General features: G+C 73.3%; 12 protein-coding genes. 6 read left to right on the top strand and 6 right to left on the bottom strand.

What is annotated here, in order from left to right; all coding sequences use genetic code 11:
- Nucleotides 1-71 precede the first annotated feature (71 nt).
- The 3 genes from OG624_RS05995 to OG624_RS06005 all read left to right on the top strand — a co-directional run bounded on the left by OG624_RS05995 (nt 72) and on the right by OG624_RS06005 (nt 2,893).
- Nucleotides 72-773, top strand: coding sequence for a DUF305 domain-containing protein (locus tag OG624_RS05995; protein ID WP_371640840.1), 702 nt, complete (start codon nt 72-74; stop codon nt 771-773).
- Between the two features lie 52 nt (nt 774-825).
- On the top strand, nt 826-2,184 hold the full coding sequence (locus OG624_RS06000) for an FAD-dependent oxidoreductase (RefSeq protein ID WP_371639187.1): 1,359 nt from the start codon (nt 826-828) through the stop codon (nt 2,182-2,184).
- 145 nt (nt 2,185-2,329) lie between these two features.
- The gene (locus OG624_RS06005; RefSeq protein WP_371639188.1) at nt 2,330-2,893 is read left to right on the top strand and encodes a prealbumin-like fold domain-containing protein; all 564 of its coding nucleotides are present in this window, start codon (nt 2,330-2,332) and stop codon (nt 2,891-2,893) included.
- An 8-nt stretch (nt 2,894-2,901) separates the two neighbouring features.
- On the opposite strand, the gene OG624_RS06010 is transcribed toward OG624_RS06005, so the two are convergent.
- The 3 genes from OG624_RS06010 to OG624_RS06020 form a co-directional block, all read right to left on the bottom strand.
- Nucleotides 2,902-3,249 (bottom strand): ArsR/SmtB family transcription factor, encoded by a 348-nt coding sequence (locus tag OG624_RS06010; protein ID WP_033214151.1) that lies wholly within the window; start codon nt 3,247-3,249, stop codon nt 2,902-2,904.
- Between the two features lie 136 nt (nt 3,250-3,385).
- The gene (locus OG624_RS06015) at nt 3,386-4,486 is read right to left on the bottom strand and encodes an NADH:flavin oxidoreductase/NADH oxidase (RefSeq protein WP_033214157.1); all 1,101 of its coding nucleotides are present in this window, start codon (nt 4,484-4,486) and stop codon (nt 3,386-3,388) included.
- Between the two features lie 76 nt (nt 4,487-4,562).
- Nucleotides 4,563-5,885: a wax ester/triacylglycerol synthase family O-acyltransferase gene (locus OG624_RS06020; protein WP_033214159.1), complete on the bottom strand. Its 1,323-nt coding sequence runs from the start codon at nt 5,883-5,885 to the stop codon at nt 4,563-4,565.
- A 224-nt stretch (nt 5,886-6,109) separates the two neighbouring features.
- On the opposite strand from OG624_RS06020, the gene OG624_RS06025 reads away from it, so the two are divergent.
- From OG624_RS06025 to OG624_RS06035, 3 genes are all read left to right on the top strand, one after another.
- Complete coding sequence (locus OG624_RS06025) at nt 6,110-7,201, top strand: WD40/YVTN/BNR-like repeat-containing protein (RefSeq protein WP_161289399.1); 1,092 nt, start codon at nt 6,110-6,112, stop codon at nt 7,199-7,201.
- Between the two features lie 11 nt (nt 7,202-7,212).
- Complete coding sequence (locus OG624_RS06030) at nt 7,213-7,899, top strand: uracil-DNA glycosylase (protein WP_030012774.1); 687 nt, start codon at nt 7,213-7,215, stop codon at nt 7,897-7,899.
- A 96-nt stretch (nt 7,900-7,995) separates the two neighbouring features.
- Nucleotides 7,996-8,910 (top strand): sirohydrochlorin chelatase, encoded by a 915-nt coding sequence (locus tag OG624_RS06035; RefSeq protein ID WP_078908910.1) that lies wholly within the window; start codon nt 7,996-7,998, stop codon nt 8,908-8,910.
- Nucleotides 8,911-8,995: 85 nt separating this feature from the next.
- Here the strand turns inward: OG624_RS06035 and OG624_RS06040 are convergent, their stop codons facing one another.
- The 3 genes from OG624_RS06040 to OG624_RS06050 all read right to left on the bottom strand — a co-directional run bounded on the left by OG624_RS06040 (nt 8,996) and on the right by OG624_RS06050 (nt 12,052).
- Nucleotides 8,996-10,060 carry a lactonase family protein gene (locus OG624_RS06040; protein ID WP_371587318.1) on the bottom strand — a complete coding sequence of 355 codons (1,065 nt, stop codon included), beginning with the start codon at nt 10,058-10,060 and terminating at the stop codon, nt 8,996-8,998.
- Between the two features lie 55 nt (nt 10,061-10,115).
- Nucleotides 10,116-11,252, bottom strand: a complete 1,137-nt coding sequence (locus OG624_RS06045; RefSeq protein WP_371639189.1) for a nitric oxide synthase oxygenase — start codon at nt 11,250-11,252, stop codon at nt 10,116-10,118.
- A gap of 212 nt (nt 11,253-11,464) precedes the next feature.
- Nucleotides 11,465-12,052, bottom strand: coding sequence for a GNAT family N-acetyltransferase (locus OG624_RS06050; RefSeq protein ID WP_371587319.1), 588 nt, complete (start codon nt 12,050-12,052; stop codon nt 11,465-11,467).
- Nucleotides 12,053-12,134: the final 82 nt, after the last annotated feature.

Genomic DNA, 12,134 nt, shown 5'->3' on the forward strand with positions numbered 1-12,134 from the left:
TTGAGAGCCCGATCGGTTCCGCCCGTGAGGGAGCGGAACCAGGACCCCGGCAGTATCTTCCCTTCATGGACATGGCAAAAGCCCACGGGGTCCTCCGCACGGTCTTATCGGCGCGGCCCGGCCGGTTCGCCGCCACGGCCGCGGCCACGGTCGTGACCGCCGGCCTGCTGCTGATGCTCCCCGGCTGCCAGGGGGACGACGGATCGGATCGGGCCACGATCGTCGCGCCGGGCGGGCCGGGCGAGGAGGCCCGCCACCTCACCCCGGAGGAGGCCGCGAAGGCGAAACCCGACGACAGCCCGAACGCCGCCGACCGCACCTACGTGTCACGCATGATCGAACACCACCGGCAGGCACTCACGATGAGCGCCCTGGCACCGGACCGGGCCGCATCGGAGGGGGTCAAACGGCTGGCGGAGCGGATCACCGCGGCCCAGAAGCCCGAAATCGGCGCGATGGAGAAGTGGTTGACCCGCCACCCCGCCACGACCCCTCCCCCGGCCACCGCCACGCCCGCGGCACCGGCGGCGGGCCATGACCACGGCGCGATGCCGGGGATGGCGACCGAGCGGCAGCTGGCGGAACTCACCGCGGCCACGGGGACCGACTTCGACCGGCTCTTCCTGAAGCTGATGACCACCCACCACGAGGGCGCCGTGACGATGGCCGGCGAGGCGCTGGCGGGTGGGAACAACGTGGCCGTGGAGGAGATGGCGACCGAGGTGGTGGCCACCCAGAGCGCCGAGATCCACCGGATGCGCGCGATGGGCTGACTCCGCGAGGGGCCGGTGTCATGCTGGGAACACCTGCGGGAGGAGCTCCGCCGTGCTTCGTGTCGCCGTCGTCGGATCGGGCCCCAGCGGGGTCTACGCGGCCCAGACGCTGGTACAGCAGCGCGAGGTGCCCGGGGTACGGGTGGACGTGCTGGACCGGCTCCCCGCCCCCTACGGGCTCGTCCGGTACGGGGTCGCCCCCGACCACGAGAAGATCAAGTCGCTCCAGGGCAACCTGCGCACCGTGCTGGAGGACGAGCGGATCCGCTTCCTCGGCAACGTCGAGGTCGGCGGGGAGGCGCTGCCCACCGACCGGCTGCTGGAGCTGTACCACGCGGTGGTGTACTGCGTCGGCGCGGCCCGGGACCGGATGCTGGGGATCCCCGGCGAGGAGCTGACCGGGGTGCACTCCGCGACGGCCTTCGTGTCCTGGTACAGCGGACACCCGGACGCCGCCGCCGAGGCGTTCGATCTGCCCGGCGTGGACGCGGCGGTGGTGGTCGGGGCCGGCAACGTCGCGGTGGACGTGACGCGGATCCTGGCCCGGGGTACGGCCGAACTGGCGCCGACGGACATGCCGCAGTCGGCGCTCGGCGCGCTCGCGGAGAGCGGGGTGCGCGCGGTGTCGACGGTCGCCCGGCGCGGTCCCTCGCAGGCCAAGTTCACCACCAAGGAGCTGCGCGAACTGGGCACGCTGCCGGGGGTGGACGTCCGGACCGATCCGGCCGAACTGGCCCTCGACCCCGTGTACGCCGACCCGGTGGCGGCCGCCGCCCTGCCGGCAGTGGCCCGGCGGAACCTGGAGGTGCTGCGCGGCTGGGCGCAGGCGGAGCCGGCCGGCCTGCCGCGCAGCATCGCGCTGCGGTTCTACCTGCGCCCGGTGGAGATCCTCGGCGGGCCGGACGGCCGGGTCACCGGGATGCGCTTCGAGCGCACCGCCCCGGACGGCCGGGGCGGGGTGATCGGGACGGGTGTGCACGAGGACGTCGCGGCGCAGTTGGTGCTGCGCTCGGTGGGGTACAAGGGCGTTCCGCTCGCCGGGCTGCCCTTCGACCCCGCGAAGGGTACGGTTCCGCACGCGGCGGGCCGGGTGCTGCGCGCGGGCCGGGCCTCGGTCGGCGAGTACGTGGCCGGCTGGATCAAGCGTGGTCCGACCGGGGTGATCGGCACGAACCGGCCCTGTGCCAAGGAGACCGTGTCCGCACTGCTCCAGGACGCGGGGGCACTGGTCCGGCGCGATCTCCCGGGGGATCCGTTGGACGCCCTGCGGGCGGCGGGTCTGCGCCCGGTCCGGTGGCCGGGCTGGCTGGCGATCGAGGCGGCCGAGGCCGACCTCGGGCGCTCCCTGGGCCGCCGTTCGGTGAAGATCCCGGACTGGCAGGGCCTGTTGGACGCGGCGGGCCCGGGCTGAGCCCGGGTCGTACCCCGCGCAAGTGCTTCCGAGTGGTCCTCCGGCCGGAATCCCCTCGTGCGGGAGTGTCGCCGTCCCGGCCCGCGTGCGCGGGCCGATCATGTCGCTGGAGCGAAGGCCCCGAGCGGTATGCGGATGGAGTGGTATGGCACCGAACGGATTCCGCCGGTCAGGGGACGGGTGGCGGCCCTGGGTCCTCGGGGTGGCGACGACGGCAGTGCTGGTTTCGACGCCCTCGTACGCCGCGGCGGCGGCCGGAGCGATCACGACCGTCCGGAACCAGCCGGGCGTCGCGAGCCCGGCCGCCCTGGGTGCCGCCCGGTGCCCGGACCACTGCGAGGGCCCCGGTGTGTCTCTCGGTGACGTCACGGTGATCAAGGAGGACGCGACGACCGGTGACCCCCTGGGAGGCGGCGTCTTCCAGCTCTGGGAGGAGACGAACGGCATCCCGGGACTCCAGCCCACCGGCAGCGACCCGGACACCTCCATCGGCACCACCTGCACCACCGGGGCCGACGGCACGTGCACCCGCACCCTGCCGACCGGCGTCTACTACTGGCAGGAGACCCAGGCCCCGCCCGGCTACGACCTGCCCCTCAACCCGGTGTTCGGCCCCCTGGTGCTGACGGAGGAGAACATCGCCGAAGGCGTGACGGTGACCGCCGAGAACACGGCCACGCCCGTGACCGCCGGCGAGGGCCCCTGCTGAGCCGCGGCTCAGGACGCGAGCCGGGCCGCCTCGGCCGCGGCCGCCGCCAGGACGCTGTCGAGGAGGCCGGGGAAGAGTGACTGGAGTTCCTCGCGGCGCAGGGCGTTGAGCTTGGTGGTGCCACGGTAGGCCTGGCGGACGACGCCGCTCTCGCGCAGGACGCGGAAGTGGTGCGTGGTCGTGGACTTGGTGACCGGCAGGTCGAAGGAGGAGCAGGCCAGGTCCTGGGCCGAGGCGGCCAGGTCCAGGACGATGGACAGCCGGACCGGGTCGGAGAGCGCGTGCAGCACGCCTTCCAGGCGGATCTCGCCCTCCTCGGGGTGGGCGAGGGTGCGGGAGGCGTCCCGTTCCGTCATGTCCCTGCTCCACTCACTCGGTCGATGTGTTCCGGATGCCGCGCACCCCATCGTACGAGAGTCGTCGAAGCAGGCGGGCGGGTCGGGGAAACCGGCGGTACGGCTCCGGGGCGGGGCCGCCGGAGCCGAACCCGCGTCACCAGGAGCGGTGGTACTGCTCGGGCGTACGGATCTCCGCGCCCAGCTCCTGGGCCGCGCGGCGGGCCCAGTACGGGTCGCGCAGGAGCTCCCGGCCCAGCAGGACGGCGTCGGCCTCCCCGTTGGCGAGCACCTTCTCGGCCTGTTCCGGTTCGGTGATCAGGCCGACGGCGGCCACGGGCAGGTCGGTGCCGGCCTTGACCCGGGCCGCGAAGGGGACCTGGTAGCCGGGGCCCACGGGGATCGTGGCGTGCGGGGCGAGGCCGCCGGTCGAGACGTCGAGCAGGTCCACGCCGTGTTCAAGCAGCAGGTCGGCCAGGCGGACCGTCTCGTCGGCGGTCCAGCCCTCCTCCTCCAGCCAGTCGGTGGCGGAGATCCGGAAGAAGAGGGGGAGCTCCTCGGGCCACACCGCCCTTACGGCGTCCACGACTTCGAGGGCGAAGCGGGTGCGGTTCTCGAAGGAGCCGCCGTACGCGTCGGTGCGCTTGTTGCTGTACGGGGAGAGGAACTCGCCGATCAGGTAGCCGTGGGCGCCGTGGATCTCGACGACCTCGTACCCCGCGGCCAGCGAGCGCTCGGCGGCGGCCGCGAACTGGCCGGTGATCTCCCGGATCTCCTCGACCGTCAGCTCGTGGGGTACCGGGTACCCCTCGGAGAAGGGCACGGGGCTCGGGGCGACCGGCTGCCAGCCGTGCGCCTCGGCTCCGACCGGTCGCCCGCCCTTCCAGGTGCGGTCGGTGGACGCCTTTCGGCCGGCATGAGCGATCTGGATCCCGGGGACGGCGCCCTGGGACTTGACGAAGGCGGTGATCCGGCGCAGTGCATCGACCTGGGTGTCGTTCCAGATGCCGAGGTCGTAGGGGGAGATCCGGCCTTCCGGGGAGACGGCGGTGGCCTCCTGGACGATCAATCCGGTTCCGCCGGTGGCGCGGGCGGCGTAGTGCGCGAAGTGCCAGTCGCCGGCCACGCCCGCGTTCGGCCCGAACGCCTCGGCGCTGTACTGGCACATCGGGGCCATCCACACCCGGTTCGGGATGGTGACGGAGCGGAGCGTGTAGGGCGCGAACAGGGCGGCGAAGGCGGCGGGGGCAGCACTCATCAGGCTCTCCAGATACGACCGGGCATGCCGGGGATCGATCAAGTACGAGAGTCACCGTACTACGGATTTCCTCGTACTACGAGACCTCTCGTACAAGCTCGTCGAGCTCCGTGCGCAGCGCCCCGGCCAAGGCGGCCAGATCCGGGACGGCGGCCGCGTCGGCGACCAGTCCGTAGTGGACCGTGCCCTTGTACGTGGAGACCGCGACGGCCAGCGACTGCCCTCGGGCCAGCGGGGCGAGCGGGTAGACCTCGTGGACCGGGCTGCCGCCGAGGGTGAAGGTGAAGCTCGGCAGCGGCACGCTGGTGACGAGGATGTCGAAGAGCAGCCGGGCGGCCTGGGCCACGAGCGGGCCGCCGAGCCGGTGGCCGAGCGGGTGGACGTGGTCGGCGAGAAGGGCGACGGCCCCGGCGCCGCGGGCGGGTCCGGCGTCCTTGTTGCGGTCCATGGCGGCGCGCACGCTGTCCAGGCGGCGCAGCGGATCGGCTTCGGCGAGCGGCAGCCGCAGCAGATAGCCGGAGAGCCGGTTCCCGGCGCCTCCCGAGCCCGCGGGCCCGCGGCGGCGGGAGACCGGGATCAGCGCGCGCGGGCCCGCGCCCCAGGGCTCGGGATCGCCCCGCCCCGCCAGCCAGCGCCGCAGCGCGCCGGCGACCAGGGCGATCAGCACGTCGTTGACGGTGCCGCCGGCGCCCTTGCGGACGAGGTTGACCTCGTCCAGGTCGAGGGCGAGGCCGGCGACCGCCCGGGCGCCCGAGCCGGTGGAGTCCGTGGTGAGGGCCGCAGGCACCCCGAGCGGCAGTCCGGCGCGGGCCACGGCCGCCCCGATCTCCAGGGCCTGGCCGACGTCCTGGACCCGGGCCGCCAGGACCCCGGGGAGCCGGCGCAGGACGGAGCCGCCCCGCTGCTCGGGGACCGGGCGCGCGGGTGGCCGCGGGACCGTCGCCTCGTCGAACAGGGTGGCCGCCAGGGCCAGCGCGCCCAGGCCGTCGGCGAGGGCGTGGTGGAACTTGAAGAGGACCGCGAAGGAGTCCGGATCGGGTCCGGCCAGTACGTGCGCCTCCCACGGAGGCAGCGTCCGGTCCAGCGGCCTGGCCATCAGCGGTCCGGCGGCGGTGTGCGGGACGCTCTCGTCGGTCCGGACGAGGAAGACGTGCCGGGCCGGGTCGAAGCCGGGATCGGGCGACCAGGCGGCCGCGCCGACGGGGAGCAGCACGTCCCGGATCCGGCGGCGCAGGCGGGGTACGGCCACGCATCGGGCGGTGAGCAGGCCGGCGGCCCGCTCCGCGGCGTCGGGTCCGGCGGCGCGGAAGACGGCGAGGGCACCCAGGTGCATGGGATGGTCGGCGGATTCGATCCGCCAGAAGGCGAGGTCGAGCGGGGACAGGTGCTCGGTGACCACATACGTCCTCTCGCGTGCGGCGGCAGTGACCCGAAGTCAATCCATTACGGACACCTGCATGCAAGCAACAATCATTTCGGGGCGGTAAACGATCGGTATTGATCTGCTCATCAGGATCCCCGCACCGTCCGCCGGGTCACTGTCACCGGGCGGGTGCAGACTGGCCGAAAACATACTCCGCAAGGAACGCCCGCGGAGGGCGACGAGGCCCGGAGGTGCCGGCCATGACCGACGCAGTGCTGCTCGTGGGAACCCGCAAAGGACTCTTCATCGGACGCCGCCGGGGCGAGGCGCCCTGGGAGTTCGACGGACCCCACTTCAACGCCCAGGCCGTCTACGCGGTCGCCGTGGACCGGCGGGGCCCGGTACCCCGGCTGCTGGTCGGCGGGGACAGCGCCCACTGGGGCCCGTCCGTCTTCAGCTCCGACGACCTCGGCGCGACCTGGCGGGAGCCCGCCGCGCCCGCCGTGAAGTTCCCGAAGGACACCGGGGCCTCCCTGGAGCGGGTCTGGCAGCTGCAGCCGGCCGGCCCCGAGGCCCCCGACGTGGTGTACGCGGGGACGGAACCGGCCGCGCTGTTCCGCTCGACCGACCGGGGCGACTCCTTCGAGCTGGTCCGCCCGCTGTGGGAGCACCCGAGCCGCGGGAAGTGGGTACCGGGTGGCGGGGGCGAGGGCCTGCACACGGTGATCACCGACCCCCGCGACCCGGACGCGGTGACCGTGGCCGTCTCCACCGCCGGGGTGTTCCGGACCACCGACGGCGGGGCCAGCTGGAACCCGTCCAACCAGGGGGTCTCGGCGGTGTTCCTGCCGGACCCGAACCCCGAGTTCGGCCAGTGCGTGCACAAGATCGCCCAGGACGCCGGGGACACGGACCGGCTGTACCTGCAGAACCACTGGGGCGTCTACCGCAGCGACGACGCGGGCGGCCGGTGGACCGACATCGGCGGCGGTCTGCCCTCCGACTTCGGCTTCGCGGTCGCCGCCCATCCGCACCGGCCGGACACCGCCTACGTCTTCCCGCTCAACGCCGACTCCGACCGGGTCCCGGCCGAGCACCGGTGCCGGGTCTTCCGCACCCGGGACGCGGGCGCCACCTGGGAGCCGCTGGCCCGCGGACTCCCGGCCGGGGACCACTACGGCACGGTGCTGCGCGACGCGCTGTGCACGGACGACGCGGACCCGGCGGGCATCTACTTCGGCAATCGCAACGGCGAGGTGTACGCCAGCCACGACGACGGCGAGAGCTGGCAACTCCTCGCGGAGCACCTGCCCGACGTCCTGTGTGTACGGGCGGCCACGTTCGGCCAGTAGAGTGATCCACCGTGGCAGCACGACCGTTGAACGAGATCGTCGAGCCGGGCTGGGCCCGTGCTCTGGAGCCGGTGGCGGGGCAGATCGCCGCCATGGGCGACTTCCTGCGCGCCGAGATCGCGGCGGGGAGGACCTACGTACCGGCCGGGGCCAATGTGCTGCGCGCCTTCCAACAGCCCTTCGACGAGGTCAAGGTGCTCATCGTCGGGCAGGACCCCTACCCCACGCCGGGGCACGCGGTCGGACTGTCCTTCTCCGTCGCCCCGGACGTACGGCCGGTACCACCGAGCCTCGACAACATCTTCCTGGAGATGCACCGGGACATCGGCACCGGCCGCCCGGCGAACGGCGACCTGACCCCGTGGACCCGGCAGGGCGTCCTGTTGCTCAACAGATCGCTCACGACCGCGCCCCGACGCTCGAACGCGCACCAGGGCAAGGGCTGGGAGGCCGTCACCGACCAGGCCATCCGCGCCCTGGCCGCGCGCGGCAAGCCGCTGGTCTCCATCCTCTGGGGACGGGCGGCCCGCAACCTGCGGCCGCTGCTCGGCGAACTGCCCGTCGTGGAGTCCTCGCACCCCTCCCCGAAGTCGGCCGACTACGGGTTCTTCGGCTCCCGGCCGTTCAGCCGGACGAACGAGCTGCTGGTGGGTCAGGGTTCACAGCCCGTGGACTGGCGCTTGCCGTCAGTCAGTTGAACGTATCTGATATTCACCGGATAAATACGGACAGATGCCTCGTCGGAAGGCCCTGCCCGAACACCTTGTTCCGATAAGCCAGTAGCATGCGGCGCCATGAGCTCCCCCACTGGGCCCGCAAATGGCCTGCCCGTACGAATGCCGCGACCCCGCCAGACCGGACGGCACCGCCGGCCCGAGCCCGCGGTGGCGCCCGAGGGCGCGCCCGCGCTGGTGCTCGCCGTGCCCGGTGCCCCCTCGGCCGCCTCGCGAGGGCTCGCGGAAGAGATCATCAGCATCGGCCGCTCCGAGCTGCCGGGCCTCGACGCCCGCATCGGCTTCCTCGAAGGTGACGACGGCACCGAGTTCCCGTCGCTGTCCGGCGTACTGACCGCCGTCGCGACCGAGCGTGTCGCGCGCGCGGACTTCGCCCGCGCCGCCGGCCACGAGGTGCCCGCGCCGACCGGCCCGGACGCGGTGGTCGTACCGCTGCTCGCCGGCCCCGACAGCGGTCTGCTCCGCCGGATCCGTCAGGCGCTGATGGACTCCTCCGCCGCCGCCGAGCTGGCCGACGTGCTCGGCCCGCACCCGCTGCTCGCCGAGGGCCTGCACGTGCGCCTGTCCGAGGCGGGCCTGGCCCGTGCCGACCGCGCCCGGCTCTTCACCGTGACCACCGCCGCCGACGGCATCGTCCTGGCCACCACCGGTGGCGAGGAGGCCGTACAGGCCGCCGGGATCACGGGCATGCTGCTGGCCGCCCGGCTCGCCGTGCCCGTCAAGGCCGCCGCGCTCGACCAGGAGGGCTCGGTGGCCGCGGTCGCCGAGCAGCTGCGCCGCGAGGGCTCCACGCTGCTCGCGCTCGCCCCGTACCTGATCGGCCCGGAGGCCGCCGACGGTCTGCTCGACACCGCCTGCAAGGAGGCCGACTGCGCCACGGCCGAGGTCCTCGGCGCCTACGGCGCGCTCGGCAAGCTGGCCGTCGCGCAGTACGCCGCCGCCCTCGGGATCGCCCAGGACGCCGCCGCGCACTGACCCGCCCGCACGACGCGAAGGGCCCCCGACGGCCACGGTCACCCGTGGCCGTCGGGGGCCCTTTCCCATGGCCCGCCGGCGCGTGTCAGCCCAGGACCACGCAGGTGGCCGCGGGCACGGCCACCGAGCCGGCACGGCGCGGCTGCCCGGTCAACGGATCCACGTCGAACCAGGTGACGTCCCCCGAGCGCTCGTTGGCCGCGTAGAGCCGGCTCCCCGAGGGATCGACGGCAAGATCGCGCGGCCACGCTCCGCCGCAGGCCACGGCTCCGGTGAGTCGCGGTTTCTCCGGCCCGTCGGCGAGGGAGAGGGTGACGATCGTGTCGGCCCCACGGACGGCCGCCCAGACGAAGCGACCGTCGGGCGAGGCGACGATCGCCGAGGGGTAGGCCCGTACGGCCCCTGAGGCGCCCGCTGAGGCCACCGGAACCTCGCCGACCGGTTCCAGCCGCCCGGACCCCCCGCTCCAGCGGCAGACGGTCACCTGCGGCTCCAGCTCGTGCAGGACGTACGCCACCTCGCCCTCCGGATGGAAGGCGAGGTGGCGGGGGCCGGTCCCGGCACGCAGCGCGGTCTCGGTGTGCGGCCGCGGCGCCCCGGTGGTCGGGTCGAGCGCGCAGACCCGTACCGAGTCGGTGCCGAGGTCCACGGCGAGCACCCAGCGGCCGGTCGGGTCGGGCAGCACCTGATGGGCGTGCGGGCCTTCCTGTCGGTCGGCGTCGGGGCCGGAACCCTGGTGCGACAGGACGTGGGCGGGCCCGCCCGGGCGGCCGTCGGCGGCGAGCGGGAGGCTGCTGACGCTGCCGGAGGTGTAGTGGGCGGTGAGCAGCCTGCGCCCCGCCAGGCTGAGGTGGGTGGGACCCGAGCCCCCCACACGGACGGGCGCGCCGAGGGGGGCGAGGCCCGCGACGGTGGTCTCGAAGGCGGCGACCGTGCCCCGCTCGGTCTCGTTGACCGCGTAGAGGACACCGGTGGAGCGGGAGAGGGCGAGGTACGAGGGGTCCTCGGCGGGGGTGACCGAGAGCGGGGTCAGCGCCCCGGTCCTCGGGTCCACGGCGGCGGTGGTGACACCGCGGCCACCCGTCGAGGTGAACGAGCCGATGTAGGCCCGGGGTTCACCGCTCCGGCTCCTGATGTCCGCGCCACCCACGTCGAGCCCCTCTCACCGCTGCCGGATCCGTCCGGAGCCGACGGTAACAGAAGGTCTAGACCAAATCCCGCCCCCGGGCCCGCTCCTGCGCGCCGGGGTGGTGGACGTAGGCGGTACTGCTGCTGCGGTCCTCGTAGGTGCGGTGGAAGACCGGGGTGGCGGAGCCGGAGATCGGCGGCACGATCCAGGACCAGTCCGCGCCCACCTCGCGCCCCTTGCGCTCCTCCCGTTCCATGTGGGACAGGAAGCGCCGGGACTCGGTGTGATGGTCGGCGATGGTGACCCCGGCGCGGTCGAAGGAGTGCAGGACGGCCCGGTTGAGCTCGACGAGCGCGCGGTCCTTCCAGAGGGAGCGGTCGCTGGAGGTGTCCAGGCCCAGCCGGCGGGCGACCGCGGGGAGGAGGTTGTACCGATCGGTGTCGGCGAGGTTGCGGGCGCCGATCTCGGTGCCCATGTACCAGCCGTTGAACGGCGCGGCCGGGTAGTGGATGCCGCCGATCTCCAGGCACATGTTGGAGATGGCGGGTACGGCGTGCCAGCGCAGTCCCCAGTCCGCCCAGCCCTCGTCGTCGGGGTGGTCGATCGGTACCTCGAGGACGGCGTCCGCGGGAGTCTCGAACCAGCGGGGCTTGTCGTCGACACCCTGGACCACCAGCGGCAGGAGGTCGAAGGGGGTGCCGGGGCCGCCGGGCCAGCCGAGCTGGAGCAGGGCCTCGGTGAGCGGGCCGTTTCGGGCGTCGCCGACGGTTATGGACGGGTGGTCGCCGTAGCCCGCGTATCTGACCAGTTGCTCGCTCCAGATCAGCGGGCCGGGGCGGTCCGGGGCGTCCGGGGCGAAGACGGTGATCGTGGGCCTGACCCGGCCCCGGTTGGTCGCCTCGCGCAGGTGGTCGAAGCACTCGGCGGCTATGTCGTCGGCGTCGGTGAGCCCGCGGCGGTCGCGGACCCGCAGCGAGTTCCAGTAGAGGCGACCTATGCAGCGGTTACTGTTGCGCCAGGCGACCCTGGCCCCGTGGACCAGTTCCTCGGGGGTGTGCGCATAGGTGCCGGCCTCGGCGAGTTCGGCCCGCACGGCGGCGAGCCGGGCACGCGGATCGCCGGCGTCCGGGTTCTCCCGGTGGAAGAGTCGGATGAACTCCTCGGCCGCTTCCCACACCTGAGCGGTGGTGGAGCGCTGTTGAAGAATTTCCATTCCGGGCGGTTACCCCCTGTCCGACCAGATCCACCCTGTACATGCCGGATGAATGTGCAATAAACAATTACCCGTTGTACATGTCGCAGGTCAGCGTGGGGTGATTGGCAGTCAGGGAGCACTCCTCCGGGTGATCCCTCGTGGATCGGGCTGCGGTGAGACGCGCGGGGGCGTACGATCCGGCGCGTTCCGGGAGTTGGCGGTGCGCCGGGTCAGCGGCAGGGGCGGCTCATGTAGAGCGCCCGCTCACCGGCCGCCGGTGTGCCCTCGTACAGCACGGTGTCGAGGCCGCAGAAGGTGAACCCCATCCGCCGATAGGCGTGCACCGCCGGGGCGTTGACCGAGCTGACCTCCAACCACAGGTGCCGCGCGCCCCGTTCGCGGGCGAACCGCTCGGCGCACTCCATCAGACCGCGGCCGATGCCGCGACCCCGGCGGTCGGGTGCGACCTCGATGTCCTCGATGGTCAGGCGCCGGTTCCAGGGCGCGTATCCGACGGCGGCGTACCCGCACAGCAGCTCGCCGTCGAGAGCCACGAAGGTCCGGGCGTCGGCGCCCGAGTCCTTCCCGCCACCGAAGACCTGCTCGTCGTGCTCCTCGGGCGGGAACTCCTTGCGCACGGGCGGGTCCACGGGGACCTCGCGGAGCAGGAAACCGAAGCCGTCGCCCGGACCGGGCTCGCTCACCTCGAACACCGTGGCGGTGATGAAGGAGGAGTCCAGGGCCTCGATGGCACCCGCGTCCTCGGGGCGGGCGGGGCGGTACACGATCGAGTCGGCCGAGCCGTGTGCGGTGGTCATGAGATCCACCGTACGCAAAAAATCCCCCGGCCGAATTGGCTGCCGAGGGAGCGAAGAGCGTATATTCGATAGTTCACGACTT

Source organism: Streptomyces virginiae, assembly GCF_041432505.1.
Classification (GTDB): Bacteria; Actinomycetota; Actinomycetes; order Streptomycetales; family Streptomycetaceae; genus Streptomyces; species Streptomyces virginiae_A.

What these genes read in the sequence shown, in the direction of transcription:
- OG624_RS05995 (WP_371640840.1), top strand. Translation starts at nt 72, where the DNA reads ATGGCAAAAGCCCACGGGGTCCTCCGCACGGTCTTATCGGCGCGGCCC.
- OG624_RS06005 (WP_371639188.1), top strand. Translation starts at nt 2,330, where the DNA reads ATGGCACCGAACGGATTCCGCCGGTCAGGGGACGGGTGGCGGCCCTGG.
- OG624_RS06010 (WP_033214151.1), bottom strand. Translation starts at nt 3,249, where the DNA reads ATGACGGAACGGGACGCCTCCCGCACCCTCGCCCACCCCGAGGAGGGC.
- OG624_RS06015 (WP_033214157.1), bottom strand. Translation starts at nt 4,486, where the DNA reads ATGAGTGCTGCCCCCGCCGCCTTCGCCGCCCTGTTCGCGCCCTACACG.
- OG624_RS06025 (WP_161289399.1), top strand. Translation starts at nt 6,110, where the DNA reads ATGACCGACGCAGTGCTGCTCGTGGGAACCCGCAAAGGACTCTTCATC.
- OG624_RS06035 (WP_078908910.1), top strand. Translation starts at nt 7,996, where the DNA reads ATGAGCTCCCCCACTGGGCCCGCAAATGGCCTGCCCGTACGAATGCCG.
- OG624_RS06045 (WP_371639189.1), bottom strand. Translation starts at nt 11,252, where the DNA reads ATGGAAATTCTTCAACAGCGCTCCACCACCGCTCAGGTGTGGGAAGCG.
- OG624_RS06050 (WP_371587319.1), bottom strand. Translation starts at nt 12,052, where the DNA reads ATGACCACCGCACACGGCTCGGCCGACTCGATCGTGTACCGCCCCGCC.